Raw genomic sequence first — 16,184 nt, 5'->3', positions numbered from 1 at the left:
ACTCCCACGAAAGAGACCAGGAAAATGCCGAACACTACCATTCGATCAATCCAGGAGCCGGCCCGGGCAACACCCGTCATGGCCGAATATGACGTGCTCGTCATAGGCGGCGGGCCGTCCGGCCTGACGTCTGCGCTTGCTGCTGCCGAAGACGGACTGAGGGTCGGATTGATCGAAAGCCGCAGCTTCGTCGGCGGCAACATGACGATCGGTCTGCCGGTACTCGGCTTCCTCGGTCAAAAGGGTAACCAGATCATCGAAGGCCTGCCGCAGAAATTCATCGACCGGCTGAAGCTTCGTAACGCCGCAAGCGAGCACCGGCCCTGCCCGTTGCATATGGGCATCACCCTCGTCGAGCCGGAGGCAGTCAAGACCGTCGCGCTCGAAATGCTGACGGAAGCCGGCGTCGAAGTGCTGTTTTACACCTTCTGCGCTGGCGTGATCATGGACGGCGATACGATCCGCGGTGTCATCACCGAGAGCAAGAGCGGCCGTGGCGCGATCCTCGGCAAGGTGGTCATCGATTGCACGGGGGACGCCGATGTCGCCTACCGCGCAGGCGTGCCTTGTGAAAAGGGCAATGCCCATGGCGGTATGCAACCCCCTACATTGATGTTCTGCCTCGCCGGCGTCGATACCGAGAAGCTGCGCCTCAGCATCGCCAACCAGCCGCCACAGGCGCGCACTTATCTGACCGATTTCATCCCGGCAGAATATTTCGGCCAGAACAACCAGTTCATCATCGTCGGCCTGCGCGAGCTGATTGCCAGGGCGCAGACGGAAATGGGACTCAAGATCCCCAATGAACGCACGATCATCATCACGGGCCTCAAAGCTGGCGAGGTCTGGATCAACATGACCCGTGTCAAGGGCGTCGACGGAACCGAGGCGGCGAGCCTGACGATGGGTGAGATCGAGGCCCGCGGGCAGATTGACGACATCGTCACCTACCTCATCAATTACGTGCCAGGCTTCGAGAACGCCTATTTCACGAAGACGGCACCATTCCTCGGTATTCGCGAGACGCGCCGTATCATCGGCGAATATGTTATGACACAGGAAGACGTGCTCGCCTGCCGCCACTTCGATGATGCGATTGCGGTGGCGAGCTACCCCATCGACATTCACCGCCCTGCCGATGACGGCTGCACGCTCATCTGGTGCGGCGACTGCTACGACATCCCCTATCGTTCCTTGATCCCGACGAAGGTGAACAACCTGATCGTTGCCGGCCGGGCAATCTCCACCACCCACGAGGCAATGGGTGCGATCCGCGTCATGGCCACCTGCATGGCAATGGGCGAGGCGGCCGGCCGCGCGGCAAAGATTTCCGTCCGCGGCAATCGCGCACCGGCGGATATCGATGTGAAGGAGCTCCGGCGTCAGTTGATCACCAAAGGTGCCTATCTGCGCACCAAGGACAGCACCGAACGGGCGCGCGAGCTGGAAGACGCTTAACGTCGTGGCTCGACGCAGAATGCGAAGGAAGTGAGGAAGCATGGCAAGTTTGCGCCTGGCCGGGCTCAGGAAAAATTTTGGTTCCGTCAACATCATCAAGGGTGTCGATCTTGAGATCGAGGACGGTGAATTCGTGGTTTTTGTCGGACCGTCCGGTTGCGGCAAATCCACTCTTCTGCGGATGATAGCGGGACTCGAGGACATATCGGGCGGTGATCTTTATATAGGCGGTCGGCTTTGCAACGACATTCCGCCGCGTGAACGCGGGATCGCCATGGTCTTCCAGTCATATGCACTCTATCCGCATATGACTGTGCACGAGAACATGGGTTTCGGCCTCTCCCTGAACAAGACACCGAAAGCCGAGCTGGATGCCCGGGTGCGGGAAGCTGCCCGAATTCTGAAAATGGAGCACCTGCTCGACCGCAAACCCAGCCAGTTGTCCGGCGGCCAGAGGCAGCGCGTGGCAATCGGCCGGGCAATCGTACGCAAGCCCGCAGTCTTTCTCTTCGATGAACCGCTTTCGAATCTCGACGCAGCGCTTCGGGTGGACATGCGCATGGAGCTTGCCAAGCTGCATCGCGATCTCGGTGCCACGATGATCTACGTCACCCATGATCAGGTCGAGGCGATGACGCTCGCGGACAAGATCGTGGTTCTCGACGGAGGTCTGGTCCAGCAGGTCGGTTCACCGATGGAACTTTACAAGAATCCCGCAAACAAATTCGTCGCAGGCTTCATCGGCGCGCCGAAGATGAATTTCCTTGCGGTAAAGGTGCAGGCTGCCCACGGAGGCACCGCAACCGTAGCGTCCGAGGAGATCTCGCCCATTCCGGTGCGTGGCAAAGGGTTCGACAGCGGCGACAGCGCCTGGCTCGGGATCAGGCCGCAGTATCTGAAACCCGGCAGGGCGGCTGACGGTGAGGGAGGCATCTGTGGAAAGATCGTGCTGATCGAGCGTCTGGGTACAGAGACGATCGTTGCGATCGAGACCCGCGCGAACGAGCGGGTGGTCGCCTCGATCCCTGTCGATATGGAACTGGCGTTCGACGACAACGCCGAGTTTCTCTTCAATCCCTCTGCCGCGCATCTGTTTGCGTGATCGTCGGATGGACTGATCTAGCCAACCATCGTCAGCCCCGAAGATCGATCCAATCTGTGACCGGCATTGCCTGACGTAAATCGAAGCAAGGAATAGCATGAGACAGGAACTTTCTGGAAAGGTTGCAGCGGTTACCGGCGCTGCCTCGGGCATCGGCCTCGAATGCGCCCGTTCCCTGTTGCGCGAAGGCGTAAGCGTCGTTCTCGTCGACAGGGCCGGAGAGACTCTGGAAAAGTTGAGCTCCGAATTGGGGCCGAACGCCTTTCCTCTGACGATCGATCTGACCGACCCGTCCAGCGTATCCACGATGATGCCTCAAATCCTGGAACGGTTCGGAAAGCTCGATATCTTTCATGCCAATGCCGGCGCCTATATCGGCGGTGAGGTCGTCAATGGCGATCCCGATGCCTGGGATCGTATGCTCAATCTCAACATCAACGCCGCTTTCCGGTCCGTACAGGCGGTGTTGCCCCATATGGTGGAGCAGAAGACCGGCGATATCATCATGACCAGCTCGATCGCCGGTCTGGTGCCTGTCGTCTGGGAACCGATTTATACGGCATCCAAGCACGCGGTGCAGGCGTTCGTTCACACGGTACGACGCCAAGTGGCCAGGCATGGTATTCGCGTTGGAGCCGTGGCGCCTGGACCGGTCATCACGGCGTTGATCAGCGATTGGCCTCAGGCGAAGCTCGATGAGGCAATTGCCGCGGGCGGATTGATGGAAGCGACCGAAGTGGCCGAAGCAGTCATGTTCATGCTGACCCGGCCCCGCAACATCACCATTCGCGATCTGGTAATCCTCCCACTCAGCACGGATCTCTGACCATGTCCCGTTTTTTCGTCGGCATAGATGTGGGAACAGGCAGCGCCCGCGCCGGCCTGTTCGATGAGAATGGCAATCTGAAGGCCTCGGCAAAGCGCGCGATTACCATCTGGCATGAGGCCGGCAATATCGTCGAACAATCCAGCGAACAGATATGGCAAGCGGTCTGTGAAAGCGCGCGGGAAGCCGTCAGTGCCGCCGGAATCCCGCCCTCGGCCGTTGCTGGAATCGGCTTCGACGCGACCTGCTCGCTGGTTGTCGTAGCCCCTGACGGTGCACCGGTCGCGGCCGGCCCGTCGGGTGATGCTCAACGCAATGTCATCGTCTGGATGGATCACCGCGCCGCTGGCGAAGCCTCTGAAATCAACAGCGGGGCACACGAGGTTTTGCGATATGTCGGCGGGCGTATCTCGCCGGAAATGGAAACACCGAAGCTTCTCTGGCTGAAGCGTAACCTGCCCGGCTCGTTCGCCGGTGCAGGGCATTTTTTCGATCTCGCCGACTATCTGAGCTGGCGCGCGACGGGATCGCTTGCACGCTCGGCCTGCACGGTCACCTGCAAATGGACTTATCTGGCGCACGAGAAGCGATGGGATGCGCAGTATTTTCGAGCCATCGGCGTCGAGGAGCTTGCAGATGAGGGCTTTAAGCGGATCGGCACCGATATCGTCGATCCCGGAACGCCCCTGGCAAACGGTCTGACGGAAAAGGCAGCGGTCGATCTTGGCCTGCCTGCAGGAATAGCTGTCGGTGCAGGCCTCATCGACGCACATGCGGGTGGCATCGGGACGCTGGGCGGCAGGGACGCGCGCGGCAGCACAGATGTCCGCAACAGGCTGGCCTATATTTTCGGGACCTCCGCATGCTCGATGGTATCCAGCAACGATCCGGTATTCGTCGACGGCGTCTGGGGTCCCTATCATTCGTCAATGGTCCCCGGGCTGTGGCTGACCGAAGGCGGCCAATCGGCAGCGGGCGCGGCCCTCGATCATCTTGCCACAATGCATCCAGCCTCCGGGGAGGCGCGTGTGAAGGCGGAGGCCGCCGGCCTTTCACTGGTTGCCTGGCTCGATCGAGAAGTCACGAGGTTGTGCCCGGACCTTTCGCGTTCCGTGGAGCTTGCGGGCTCGATACACGTCGTGCCCGAGTTCATGGGCAACCGGTCGCCACATGCTGACCCCGACGCGCGGGCGATCATTGCCGGTCTGGGATTGGACGCCGACATTCGCAGTCTGATCTCCCTCTACGTCGCAGGACTTTGCGGTATCGGCTATGGTCTCCGGCAACTCCTGGAAAAACTGTCCCAGAACGGCATCGTGCCCGACACGATCGTCGCGAGCGGCGGCGCGGCCCAAAGCAATCTCGTGCGACAGGTACTGGCGGACACCACCAATCTGCCTGTGGCCATTGCTGACAGCGAAGAGCCGGTTCTGCTGGGGGCTGCAATGCTTGGGGCTGTCGCTGCCGGCAGATATCAATCACTGACTGAGGCCATGGGAGTGATGTCGCGCCTGTCGAAGCAATATGACCCCCAAGGAGGCGCAACCCGCGAATTGCACACTCATCGATACCTGGCCTTTGGACTTCTTCAAGCGGCCGGCAGACAGATCCGACCAGTTATCCCGAAGAGCTAGCGCTGACTGAGAGCTCGCCCGCTCGCTCATTCGATTATCTTGCAAAATATTATTGACTAAAAGTGTCATGTTAATTTATTGGCCCACCTATCCCTTCTCCCAAGGCATGGGGCGCTGTCGTGTATTCTTTGAAAGCAGAGGTCGAGCAGACGAGCGGGGCAGCCAAGGCATTCAGCCTCTCGGGGATCTCCTTTTCCGTCGAACACCGCGATCTGCTCAAGAACGTGAACATTGCTTTCGGCGCCGGTGAGATCTCGGCCCTGGTCGGTCACAACGGCTCGGGAAAGTCGACGCTGCTCAAGCTGCTGGCCCGTCAGATGATCCCGTCGTCGGGCGAGATCCGATTCGGAGGCCATAAACTTAGCGAATTTGACCAACGCACCTTCGCCCGCTCCGTCGCCTATCTCCCACAGGAGGTTTCCGCGGCCCCCGGCATGACGGTCCGGGAACTAGTGGCCTGCGGACGTTATCCCTGGCACGGTGCGCTTGGCCGCTTCACGGCAGGCGACAGCGCAAAGGTCGAAGAGGCGCTGGCGCTCACCCATGTCGAAAGTTTTGCCGATCGGCTCGTGGAGACCCTTTCGGGCGGGGAACGTCAGCGCGCCTGGATCGCCATGCTGATGGCGCAGGATGCCGAATACCTTTTGCTCGACGAACCGACGTCTGCCCTCGACATCGCCCATCAGATCGAATTGCTCAGCCTCATCCAGCGTCTTTCCCGGGAAAAGGGGTTGAGCGTCGTAATCGTGCTGCACGACATCAACATGGCGGCACGCTTCTGCGACCGCATCTACGCCTTGAAAGCCGGCGCCGTCGTGGCGGAGGGCCGCGCCGCCGACATCCTTCGATGCGAGGTGCTGGAACGCATATATGGCGTCAGGATGGAGGTGATGCCGCATCCGCATCTCGGAATTCCGCTCGCTTATGTCTGCTAAATCCGAAAACATGCGGGTCAAGGGCCTGAGCCGCCGCTCTCTTCTGTCTGCGGCCGCAGTGGCGCCGTTCGGTCTTGCCGCCCCGGCCCGCGCCGCATCCCCGGCGCCCGTGCCAAAGGTCGCAAGCCTGGATTACGGCCTCGCATCCACGCTGATGAACCTCGGAATCACACCGACTGCGATTGTCTCCCTCGCAGATTGGGACAAATGGGTCATCGAACCGGAAATCCCTGCGGGCGTTGCCGATCTCGGCAATGGTTGGGAAATCAATTTCGAAGTCCTGGCGATGCTCAAGCCCGATCTGATTCTGACCACTCCTTATCTCGACGCATTGAAGCCAAGGCTAGAAACCATGGGCAAGGTACTTCGCCTTGAAATTTACGATGCCAGCGGCGGCGCCGTTCTGTCCAAGGCCTATGCGGCCACGCGTGCGCTGGCACAAGCCGTCGACCGGGTGGCGGAAGGCGATGCCTTTCTCGCGCGGGCGGACGTCTTCTTCGACGATTGCCGGAAAAGGCTGGCGCTGATCGGCGCCCCGCCGGTTGTCCTCATGGGTTTCCTGGACGCCCGCCATGCGCGGGTCTACGCAACCCCCGGCCTCTATGACAATGTGCTTTCCCGTATCGGCGTCAAGAACGCCTGGAAGGGCCAGGGAAACTACTGGGGGTTCGAAACCATCGGCATCGAGGATCTGGCACGCGTCACCGACCCGCGTGCTCGTCTGATCGCCTTCGAGCCCGTACCGGGCGACGTCCTGCCGAAGCTTGCCGAAAGCCCGCTATGGAAGGCGCTGCCAATATCGCAGCCAGGCCGTTTCTCGGTGATCCCCGGTGCCCTGATGTTCGGCATGGTCAACGACGCAATGCGTTTCGCGCGTCTCCTGACCGAACACCTGGAGAATACGGCATGACTGCGAATGCCGCCGCGCCCGGCCGCCTTGCCGGCCCGCTCCTCGTCGCGATCATCATCGCCCTTGCTGCAGCCGCATTCGCCGTCCTCCGGCTGGAGCCGGAACTTGCTGCCATCGGCCAGCAGGCCCCCGGCTACGATATCCGGCAAGTCGTGCTCCTGTATTCGACCCTGCCGCGGATGGCTACGGCGCTTCTGGCGGGGGCGGCGCTTGGCCTTTCGGGCGCGCTGTTCCAACAGGTGCTGCGCAATCCTCTGGCTTCACCGACGACGCTCGGCGTCTCGGCCGGGGCCAACCTCTCGCTGGCGCTCGCGACGCTTTACGTGCCGGATCTTCTGGGCTTCGGGCGGGATCTGGTGGCGCTTGCCGGCAGCGCAATCGCGGCCGGACTTGTGTTTCTGCTCGGAGCCAGACGCGGTTTCTCACCCTTTTCGCTCGTGCTGTCGGGCCTGGTCATCAGTCTGTGGTGCGGTGCGCTCTCGGCCGTCCTTGTCATGCTGAATGACCGTTGGCTGGCAAGCCTCTTCATCTGGGGCGCGGGTTCGCTTTCACAGCAAAGCTGGGTCATCCCGCTTTCGCTGTTGCCCAAGGTGGCAATCGCCGGGCTTCTCGCCTGGCTGATCGTCAGGCCGCTCGCGCTGGTCGAGCTCGGGGAGGCGGGTGCGACCGCACTCGGCGTCGACACATCGCGACTGCGGCTGCTTGCCATCGTCGTCGCTGTCGCGCTCGCCGCCTTCGTGACGAGCGCCGTCGGCGTCATCGGCTTCATCGGCCTCGTCGCGCCTATCATCGCGCGACTTTCCGGCGCACGCCGGGCCGGTTCCGTGCTCCTATGGTCCGCTCTTATCGGGGCAGCGCTGCTGTGGCTCGCCGACGGCGTCGTCCAATATCTTGCCGGCGCATTTTCCGACTTCCTCCCGACCGGCGCGGTGACTGCGGTTTTCGGTTCTCCATTGCTCCTCCTGCTTCTGCACCGGCTCAAAGTGCGCCACCGCGTCATGCCTGAACAAGGCAGGATATTCAGCAGGCGGCTCCAGGCATCCCCTGGCCTCACACTTGCGGCGATCGCAGGGCTTGCCCTGCTGGTCGCTGCAGCGCTTCTTGTGGGACGTACGGCCGACGGCGATTGGGCTCTTCTTCACCCCGATCTTTACATCGACATTCTGCCCCTTCGGTTTCCGCGGGTTCTGGGGGCACTTTCGGCGGGCGCCATGCTGGCAATAGCGGGTACGATCCTTCAACGCCTGACCGGAAACGAGATGGCGAGCCCTGAAGTGCTTGGTATAGGCGCCGGTGCCACGATCGGCGTGACGGTGACGATCTTCATCGTTGCCGCGCCGGGATTTGGCCTGCAGATCACTTCGGCGGCGGCTGGCGCGCTCGCGGTGCTGGGGCTTGTCGTCGGATTTTCTTTGCGCGGCGGGCTTCTGCCTGAACGGGTGCTGCTTGCGGGCATAGCGCTCAGCGCGATGGTCGATGCCGTGGTGGGCGTCCTGTCCTCGACGGGCGATCCCCGGGCCATGTTTCTCTTGCGCTGGATGAGCGGCTCCACCTATGGCGTGGAAACGTCCACCGCCTTTGCGGTTGCGGCGGCGCCGTCATGCTCGTGACAGCAGCGGCATCAGTGCATCGTTGGCTTGATATTCTACCGCTCGGCCCTGCACCCGCCGCCGGCCTGGGCCTTTCGCTCCCCCGTTCACGGCTGTTTCTCTTCGCGCTTGCGGGGCTTGCCTCGGCGGTGGCAACGCTCTGCGTGGGACCGTTGAGCTTCATAGGACTGATGGGGCCGCATCTGGCGCGGGAATGCGGGCTCGTGAGGGCACGGCCGCAAATTCTTGGCGCGGCGCTGCTTGGTGGCGGGCTGATGGTCGTCGCCGATTGGCTCGGCCGCACGATCATCTTCCCCTACCAGATTCCGGCGGGGCTGGTGTCGGCCCTCGTCGGCGCACCGTTCCTGATGCTCTTAATGCGGCGGAAGTGAAGACCGGAAGCGCTCAAGAGCGCGCCTACTGCCGTCCTTCCGGCAGGGGGCAGGTCTGGCCGCAACCACCGATCGCCGGCAGGCAGTAACGCAGGCAGCACACCTTGCGACGCTTGAACGCGACGCCATTCTCGTCGGTCATGGCCCGGAGCGTGCCGCAGAGAGGGTTTTTCGCACCGTCGGGAAATACCGCATCCTGAAACAGGGGGGCTCCTTCCGCAGCCAGCGCCGGACGGCTCTGGCGCCCCGCCTCCTCGACGATCCAGTCGAGATATCCGGCGGCATTTCCCCATAGCAGCTTGGTGCTGATACGCGTGTGGGCGGAGATCGCGCTGGCCAAAGGCTCGATATGCTGCCGCAGGAGGGGGTGCATCGCTTCATGGATGCCGAGTTCCCGCCGCTGGCCGAGACTGTGGACAAGGAAGGCCATGGGCACGCCTGTTTCCCGATCGAGACATACCGAGGTTTCATCAAGCGAGATCGGCAGGAGGCGCCGCAATTCCAGCCATGCGAGAGCGGTGTTGATGGTCAGGGTACTGAAATAATAGAGCGTCCAGAGCGACACGACGGCGCGACGGTCCGCATTCGGGAAAGCAGCTCCGTATCGATCGACAATGCGGTTGAAACAATCGGCCTCGCAGAGCGCGGAACACGGCACCGTCTCGCACCCGGCCGGCACATCGAGGACGAACTTTCCCCTGCAGAAAGCGTATTTCTCGCCGCCGCGCCGTATCAACAGCTCGCCGAGATCGCGACAGCCGCCCGCATTGTCTGATGCGGGCGGCTCCGCTCCCTTTTCCGGGGAGGCGTGACTGGACGCGGTAGAGATCAAGCGATCACCATGTGAATTTCAGCGTACCGACGATCTTGCGACGATCGCCGTAATATTCGGTCCCGTAATAGCTGCTCGCCACATATTTCCGGTCGAACAGATTGGTCGCGTTCACCGAGAGCTTGACGTTCTCCGTTACCTTGTAGCTTACAGCGGCGTCGAAGACCGTATAGCTCGGCACCTTGACCGTGTTGGCGTCGTCGCCATAGGTCTCCCCGATGTAACGCACGCCTCCGCCGATCGTCAGGTCACCGCGCTGGCCGTCCCCCGGAATGGTGTAGTCAAGCCAGGCAGATGCGAGATGCTTGGGCACGCGCTGCGGTCGGTTGCCCTCGTTGGCACCTGCGTTCTCACGAATCTCGGCGTCCCAATAGGAATAGGCGAGCGTCATGTTCAGCCGGTCGTTGATCGCCGCCTTGCCTTCAAGCTCGATGCCGCGAACACCGATCTTGCCGACCTGCTCCTGAACCAAGGGGCTGACATAGGTCGGAACATTCGTCTGGGTCAGGTCGAAGAGCGCGAGCGTGAACAGGCCGTCGAAGTCTTCGGGACGGTATTTCAGGCCGATTTCATACTGCTCACCCTCCTGCGGCTTCAGAGAGCCACTCAGCGCGTAGCCGTTCGCGCTCGGCGTCACCAAAGGCTGGAAGCTTTCCGAATAATTGGCATAGGCCGCAAGGTTGGGCGTGAACTTATAGGTGAGCCCGACGCGGGTGGTGAAAGCGCTGGCTGTATTGTCGTCCCTGGTACCGGTGTCGACATAGTCAGCCGTGGTATGCACATGATCCCAGCGCCCACCAAGCGTAATGACCCAGCGGTCATCAAAAGTCAGTTGCTCCTGGGCATAGATGCCGACCGCCTGCTGCTTGACACGCCAGTTTACATATGGATCGAGATCAATGCACGAGAGCCCGCAATAGACGGGGTCGTAGATATCGATCGGTTCCGCAGTGCCATACTTGATGTCTTCGCGCGTGTTGTCGCTGGTGTAGTCGACGCCGACCAGGGTCTTCGATTCAAAATTGTCCCAGCTTGTGTCGTATTGAAGCTGATTGTCGAAGGCCCAGCGGTTCGAAAGGCCATCAACGGAAAAAGCAGCGCGGTCGGCTGTCGGGTCGAGAGAAGCCCCGTAGACTTCCGCGTAATCCAGGCTGAGATGCGTGTAGCGGGCGTTGGACCGGAACGTCAGGCCGTCGGTGATTTCATGCTCGAACTGATAGCCGATATCGGTCTGACGCGTGTTGAAGCGATTGAAGTCCGGCTCTCCGAGAAAGGTATCGATGTCGATATCGGCGCCGGTGGGAAAGCCACGGGCACCCGTGCCATCGCGCTTGTAGTAATCGGCAAGGATGGTGAGCGACGTGCCTTCTTCCGGCTTGATGGTCAAGGCCGGCGCGATATAGAAGCGGTCGTCGTTGGAATAATCCCAACCATTGTTTCCGTCCTTTCCAAGCGCGGTCAAACGATAGGTCCATACGCCTTCAGCATCGATCGGGCCGCCGAAATCCGTGCCGATCTCCTTGGTACCATCACCGTAGGAGGTGTAGATTTCTCCGTGCTTTTCGTCCAATGGACGCTTGGTGATAGCGTTGACGAGGCCACCGGGGGCGTTGAGGCCGAACAGGGTCGAGGTCGAGCCCTTCAGCACCTCCACACGCTGCAGGCCATAGGGTTCGAGCCGGCTTGCCGTGTACCAGGCGGGAATGCGGGCGGCGAGCCCGTCGCGATAGGTGCCGAGCGCCGTCTGATCGAAGCCGCGGATGCGAATATAGTCGTAGCGGTCGTCGTTGCCGAACTCATCGGAGAAAACGCCGGCGGTATAGGCGATGGCCTGCTGCAGGTTGTCCACATGGCGTTCTTCGAGTTCCTTTTCGGTGACGACCGAAACGGAAGCCGGAATGTCGATGATGGGCGTATCGGTTTTGGTGCCGGTGGCCGTGTCCTTCGCGACGATCGTCCTGTCGGGGCCTACCGCGCGGCTCGTCTTGCCGGTCAAAACGATCGTCGGCAGTTCGGTCGATATCTCTTGCGCAAAAATCGTCGTCGTCAGCGTCGAGGAAGAAAACAATACCAGGGCGCTGCTTGCCATCAGCCGCCTTACGGCAATACGCCGACTTGCGCACCTCAAGGACGTGCGTGATCCCGCCTGCCGGATGGCCTCCATGGCAAAGCATCTCCTGTCGTGTCATTTCAATTCCGCGCTATGCGTTGCTTTCAATTCGTCCCCGAAAGCGATGCTGCGCCGCCGGAAAATATAAACATAACAAAAATAGTCAACTTAAAATTCTGAAATAGATGCGACAAAAAACACCAAGGACCGGAACCATGGAAGTGTGCGCAATCCTGGCAGGCATCAGGTCGAGCGCGGGATAAAAGCTCCGGCACCTTTATCAGCAATCGCCATCTATCCACGTCCCTGCTGCAGCACCTAGATGCGCATGACACGAGACTTCTGCTACAGTCATCCTTCCGGGCGGCCGCTCATGCGCCATACCGGGCGACTGATGCGAAGGAATGGGAATTTCAACGATGCGGCAGCCACCTCAGATCCGGCTCAGGGAACGGATGACAATCCTCGGCAATCTGGATGCTTCCTCCTTCGTGCCCTGGATCCGGCGCCACGCAGCCAAACTCGGGCTTTCGCAAGACATAGCTCATACCGGGCCGGACCGTATTGAACTCGAGGTCGCCGGACCTGAAGAGTTGATCGACATGATGGAGATGGGATGTTCGCTGGGCCCGATTGATGTCTGGGTCGACACGATCGAACGCAGGCCCATCGACGACTGAAACAGGGTACCTTGAGCAACCTGCGCACCCGGCCGTGCACTTTATTTGGTCATCATTGCCAATGAGGAATATTTATGCAAACGTGCTGTCGCCGGGCAGCGGGCCGAGGGACGAACATGCCTCGCGTGCGTCCTGCAAGTTATTGATGACGCTCAGAAAGTCTACCCATGCACTCCGATACGACAGGCTCCTGGATGCCAGTCGCTCTTTCCGGTGACCTGCCTGCGGGAACCGTCATGCCGGCGCGCATTCCTGCCGGATCAGTTGCCCTCTGGCGCAGCGCATCCGGGCGCCCGGCAGCCTCGGCGGACCGCTGTCCCCATCGCGGAATGCGCCTCTCGCACGGTTTCGTGCGCGGCGAAGCCCTTTCCTGCATCTATCACGGCTGGAGTTATGGCCAGGCCGGAAACTGTCTCCGCATTCCGGCCCATCCGCGGCTTGCGCCTCCGGAGACAATCCGCGTCACAACGCATCGGGTTGAAGAATCCGACGGGCTGATCTGGATTGCCGTGGGCAACCCTCTCTCCCAGCCGCCGCGGCTAACTGATTTTGTTCCCCTACGTTCCTTGACCGTACTGGCGGGTGTCGCTGCCATTGAAGCTGCTGCCGGCGCAAAGGCTAACCTTGAGGGTCTTCTTGAGGTGGGCGAAGACGCCGGGAACATCTGTCTCCTGCTTTCTCCCCGGGACGACGAGGAGACGCTGACCCATGTCCTGATCAAAGGCGAGGCCGGCCCGGCGGAATGCACCGCCGCCTCGCGTACCGCAGAGAGCCTGCGCCGCAAGGCGGAGGGTCTTCAGAAAAAGGAGATCACGCAATGACCGTGAAAGCGATGATCGACGAATGGTACCCGGTCGGCCTTCTCAGCCAGCTCGACCTAAAGGGGCGAAAGACCGCGCTGATGGACGAGCCGATCGACGTGGCGCTTGATGCCGACGGCAGCGCCAGGGTGACGGGCGGAAACGGGCGGACATTACCCGTACGCGTACGCTATGGCCATGTCTGGGCATCTCTCGGAGAGCCGAAGAAGGAACTCTTCGACATTCCAGAGGCCGATCAGGCGGGGCGACGCTTCGTCGATGTCGGCGTGGTGCGTGTGCGCTGCTCCCCGCTCCGCGCCGTCGAAAACTTCCTTGACATCGCTCATTTTCCCTTCGTGCATACGGATATTCTGGGCGCCGAACCCCACACGGAAGTCCAGAACTACAAGGTCGAGATTCGCGAGGAAGAAGACGAAGTCTGGGCGACACAGGTGAAATTCTACCAACCCCAGGCGGCCAAATCGGCAAGCGGCGGCATCACGACGGAATATATGTACCGCGTGCCGGCGCCGACCTGTTCGATCCTCTACAAGACCTGCCCGCCCCGCCCGGGAGAATGGGATGTCATCACCCTCTTCGTGCAGCCGCTTGCCGAGGATCTATGCGACGTCTGGCCGTGGATGGCGCTCTTCGACGAAGAAAGCTCCATGACTGACCTTATCCATTTCCAGCAAACGATCTTCCTTCAGGACCGATCGATCCTGGAAAACCAGATCCCTCGGCTCTTGCCGCTCGATCCGGGCATGGAGATCCCGACCCGTGCCGATCTCACCTCGGTTGCATACCGGCGCTGGCTGAAACGCCACAATTATACCTATGGCGCACAGTTGGTGGCGCAATGAAGCTCTATGACTACATCCTCTCACCCAGCTGCTACAAAGTGCGCCTGATGGCATCGCTGATGGGTGTGAAGCTCGATATCCGCCCTGTGGATTTCCACCCCGGCAACGAACATCGCAGCCCCGAACTCCTGGCGCTCAATCCGGCAGGCTCGATCCCGATCCTGGAGGACGGCGAGCTGATCCTGACTGAATCCTCTGCCATGCTCGTCTATCTCGCCGCCAAGGCTGCCCCGGGATGGCTCGCCAGCAACAAACCAGAAGAAGCGGCGCGCGTGCAGCAATGGCTGTCCTTCTCGGGCCGACTAACCGCCAGTCTCGGCGGTGCGCGGCTTCATGAAATGCTGCTGCGCCCCGGCGACATCCGTGCGCTGCAAACTCAAGGCGTTGCCGCTCTGCGTGAGCTGGAGGCCGGCCTCTTCGAACAGAGCCTGCGCGGCATGCGCTTCCTCGCCGCCGACCGGCCGACGATCGCCGATATCGCCTGTTTCCCCTATGTGGCGCTCGCACCCGACGGAGGCGTCTCGCTTGATCCATATCCCACGATACGGCTCTGGTCCCGTGCCATCCGCTCGCTCGATCAATTCCTTGAGATGCCGGGCATTCACCGGCTCCACGAGTTGAAGCCCGAGCCCCACGTCGAAGGGAGCGAGGCGTGACATGGCAGGTTACCTCCTGAAGAACTGCGCAGCGGTCATCGTCGACGAGGGCAAGGGTCCGACCGTCTATCGCAATGTCGACGTTCTCACGAGCGGCCCCGCGATCCAGTCGATCGGCGAAAATCTTGGCGCAGGCGACCTGCTCGACGGCACGATCACACAGGATGCCACCGGTTGGTTCGTCTATCCTGGCCTCATCAACACCCACCATCACTTTTTCCAATGCTTCGTGCGCAACCGCGCGGACCTCGATTGGACGAAACTCTCGGTCATCGAGTGGCTGGACCGCATCTATCCGATCTTCTCGCGGCTCAACGAGGATTGCTTCTATCACTCCTCGCTCACGGCCATGGCCGAGCTGATCAAGCATGGCTGCACCACGGCCTTCGACCACCAGTACAATTTTCCCCGGCACGCCGGAAAGCGGCTGATCGACCGTCAATTCGAGGCGGCCGATCTTCTCGGCATGCGCTTTCATGCCGGCCGCGGCGGCAATACGCTGCCGAAATCGGAAGGCTCGACCATTCCGGACGAGATGCTGGAAACGACGGACGAATTCATCGGCGATTGCGCACGCCTGATCGACACCTATCACGATGCCGGCGAATTCAGCATGCGCCAAGTCGTGGTTGCGCCGTGCCAGCCGGTCAATTGCTACAGGGAGACCTTCGTTGAGTCCGTCGCGCTGGCGCGAGATCGCCGCGTCATGATGCATACCCATGTCGGTGAGGGCGAAAGCCCGGTCATCGAAGCACGCCACGGTATGCGGACCGTCGATTATCTCGAGAAGCTCGGCTTTGCCGGCCCGGATGCTTTCTATGCCCATTGCTGGGAGCTGACCCACGACGAACTCAGGAATATGGCCGTCAGCGGCACCGGCGTTTCGCACTGCCCGGAACCGGTTTATCTGGTCGGCGCCGAGGTGACCGACATACCCGCCATGTCCGCCTTCGGCTTGCGCCTCGGTCTTGGCTGCGATGGCGCTGCCTCCAACGACAACTCGAACCTCATGCACTGCCTGCACTCCTCCTATATGCTGCAGTGTCTAACGTCATCCACCCGCGTCCATCCGGTACCACCTCCAGCCGATTTCCTCGATTATGCCACGACCGGCGGCGCGAGTCTGCTTGGCCGAAGCGACATCGGCCGGCTTGCGCCCGGCATGGCGGCCGACCTGTTTGCGATAGACACCCGCCGCATGGACTATGTCGGCACCCGGCATGACCCTTTGAGCCTGATCGCCCGTGTCGGCATCGGCACGCCGACAGACATGACCATGATCAATGGCCGGATCGTCTGGCAGAACGGCGAGTTCATCGGACTGGACGAAGCGAAATTGTTCGCCGAGGCCGAAGCGGCACTCGCCGCCGTGGAATTCTAAAACCAAAAGAGGGAAC

13 protein-coding genes and 1 pseudogene are annotated in these 16,184 nt (G+C 61.2%); 12 read left to right on the top strand and 2 right to left on the bottom strand.

Annotated features, from left to right (window positions below; genetic code table 11):
* Window positions 1-24: 24 nt before the first annotated feature.
* The 7 genes and pseudogenes from JL39_RS15135 to fhuB all read left to right on the top strand — a co-directional run bounded on the left by JL39_RS15135 (window position 25) and on the right by fhuB (window position 8,846).
* Window positions 25-1,458: an FAD-dependent oxidoreductase gene (locus tag JL39_RS15135; protein WP_037152048.1), complete on the top strand. Its 1,434-nt coding sequence runs from the start codon at window positions 25-27 to the stop codon at window positions 1,456-1,458.
* A gap of 40 nt (window positions 1,459-1,498) precedes the next feature.
* On the top strand, window positions 1,499-2,560 hold the full coding sequence (ugpC, locus tag JL39_RS15130; protein ID WP_037152047.1) for a sn-glycerol-3-phosphate ABC transporter ATP-binding protein UgpC: 1,062 nt from the start codon (window positions 1,499-1,501) through the stop codon (window positions 2,558-2,560).
* Window positions 2,561-2,657: 97 nt separating this feature from the next.
* Window positions 2,658-3,386 (top strand): SDR family oxidoreductase, encoded by a 729-nt coding sequence (locus JL39_RS15125; protein WP_037152045.1) that lies wholly within the window; start codon window positions 2,658-2,660, stop codon window positions 3,384-3,386.
* A gap of 2 nt (window positions 3,387-3,388) precedes the next feature.
* Window positions 3,389-5,020 carry an FGGY-family carbohydrate kinase gene (locus tag JL39_RS15120; protein ID WP_037152043.1) on the top strand — a complete coding sequence of 544 codons (1,632 nt, stop codon included), beginning with the start codon at window positions 3,389-3,391 and terminating at the stop codon, window positions 5,018-5,020.
* A gap of 185 nt (window positions 5,021-5,205) precedes the next feature.
* On the top strand, window positions 5,206-5,955 hold the full coding sequence (locus JL39_RS15115; RefSeq protein WP_244446901.1) for an ATP-binding cassette domain-containing protein: 750 nt from the start codon (window positions 5,206-5,208) through the stop codon (window positions 5,953-5,955).
* Entirely contained in the window at window positions 5,945-6,865 is a 921-nt protein-coding gene (locus tag JL39_RS15110; RefSeq protein WP_037152038.1) for an ABC transporter substrate-binding protein, read from the top strand. The genes JL39_RS15115 and JL39_RS15110 overlap by 11 nt, the downstream gene beginning before the upstream one ends.
* Window positions 6,862-8,846: pseudogene (gene fhuB, locus JL39_RS15105) on the top strand (Fe(3+)-hydroxamate ABC transporter permease FhuB). The gene JL39_RS15110 and the pseudogene fhuB overlap by 4 nt, the downstream one beginning before the upstream one ends.
* Window positions 8,847-8,871: 25 nt before the next feature.
* Here the strand turns inward: fhuB and fhuF are convergent.
* Entirely contained in the window at window positions 8,872-9,678 is an 807-nt protein-coding gene (fhuF, locus tag JL39_RS15100) for a siderophore-iron reductase FhuF (RefSeq protein ID WP_052182883.1), read from the bottom strand.
* Between the two features lie 4 nt (window positions 9,679-9,682).
* Window positions 9,683-11,767 (bottom strand): TonB-dependent siderophore receptor, encoded by a 2,085-nt coding sequence (locus JL39_RS15095; RefSeq protein ID WP_052182882.1) that lies wholly within the window; start codon window positions 11,765-11,767, stop codon window positions 9,683-9,685.
* A 440-nt stretch (window positions 11,768-12,207) separates the two neighbouring features.
* Here JL39_RS15095 and JL39_RS15090 point away from each other — a divergent pair, with 440 nt between their 5' ends.
* From JL39_RS15090 to JL39_RS15070, 5 genes are all read left to right on the top strand, one after another.
* Window positions 12,208-12,468 (top strand): acylphosphatase, encoded by a 261-nt coding sequence (locus JL39_RS15090; protein WP_037152036.1) that lies wholly within the window; start codon window positions 12,208-12,210, stop codon window positions 12,466-12,468.
* Between the two features lie 167 nt (window positions 12,469-12,635).
* Window positions 12,636-13,289, top strand: coding sequence for a Rieske (2Fe-2S) protein (locus JL39_RS15085; protein WP_037152034.1), 654 nt, complete (start codon window positions 12,636-12,638; stop codon window positions 13,287-13,289).
* A complete protein-coding gene (locus JL39_RS15080) occupies window positions 13,286-14,131 on the top strand; it encodes an aromatic ring-hydroxylating dioxygenase subunit alpha (protein ID WP_037152032.1) in 846 nt (281 codons plus the stop codon). Before JL39_RS15085 ends, JL39_RS15080 begins: the two co-directional genes overlap by 4 nt.
* The gene (locus JL39_RS15075; RefSeq protein ID WP_037152030.1) at window positions 14,128-14,787 is read left to right on the top strand and encodes a glutathione S-transferase family protein; all 660 of its coding nucleotides are present in this window, start codon (window positions 14,128-14,130) and stop codon (window positions 14,785-14,787) included. Before JL39_RS15080 ends, JL39_RS15075 begins: the two co-directional genes overlap by 4 nt.
* Before the next feature lies 1 nt (window position 14,788).
* A complete protein-coding gene (locus JL39_RS15070) occupies window positions 14,789-16,168 on the top strand; it encodes an amidohydrolase (RefSeq protein ID WP_037152028.1) in 1,380 nt (459 codons plus the stop codon).
* The last annotated feature ends 16 nt before the right edge of the window (window positions 16,169-16,184 follow it).

It is taken from the genome of Rhizobium sp. YS-1r, assembly GCF_000757525.1.
Taxonomy (GTDB): Bacteria; Pseudomonadota; Alphaproteobacteria; order Rhizobiales; family Rhizobiaceae; genus Neorhizobium; species Neorhizobium petrolearium.
Note: the sequence above shows the minus strand (reverse complement) of the source record. Positions and strands in the feature narration are given on the sequence as shown.